Source organism: Mesorhizobium sp. M4B.F.Ca.ET.143.01.1.1, from assembly GCF_004792275.1.
Lineage (GTDB): Bacteria > Pseudomonadota > Alphaproteobacteria > Rhizobiales > Rhizobiaceae > Mesorhizobium > Mesorhizobium abyssinicae.
In genome coordinates, this window is sequence record NZ_SRSR01000067.1 from 1 (window position 1) to 638 (window position 638).

The following is a 638-nucleotide window of genomic DNA, read 5'->3' on the forward strand; positions in this document are numbered from 1 at the left end:
AACAAGACCATCGGCGAGGACGCGATCCGCGAGCTGATGGCGCAGGTCGACGCCTACATCCCGACGCCGGTGCGTCCGCTGGACAAGCCGTTCCTGATGCCGATCGAGGACGTGTTCTCGATCTCGGGCCGCGGCACGGTCGTGACCGGCCGCGTCGAGCGCGGCGTGGTCAAGGTCGGCGAGGAACTCGAGATCGTCGGCATCCGTCCGACGACCAAGACGACCTGCACGGGCGTCGAGATGTTCCGCAAGCTGCTCGACCAGGGTCAGGCCGGCGACAACATCGGCGCGCTGCTGCGCGGCGTTGATCGTGAAGGCGTCGAGCGCGGCCAGGTTCTGGCCAAGCCGGGTTCGGTGAAGCCGCACAAGAAGTTCGTGGCCGAAGCCTACATCCTGACCAAGGACGAAGGCGGCCGTCACACGCCGTTCTTCACCAACTACCGTCCGCAGTTCTACTTCCGCACCACCGACGTGACCGGCATCGTGACGCTGCCGGCCGGCACCGAGATGGTGATGCCTGGCGACAACATCACGGTCGACGTCGAGCTGATCGTGCCGATCGCCATGGAAGAGAAGCTGCGCTTCGCCATCCGTGAAGGCGGCCGCACCGTCGGTGCCGGCATCGTCGTCACCATCAA

Annotated in this window: 1 protein-coding gene; it reads left to right on the forward strand. The window is 65.8% G+C overall.

Going from position 1 to position 638, the window contains the following annotated elements; all coding sequences use genetic code 11:
- On the forward strand, positions 1–638 hold a 638-nt coding region (locus EN786_RS35975), incomplete at both ends, for an EF-Tu/IF-2/RF-3 family GTPase (protein WP_246688841.1).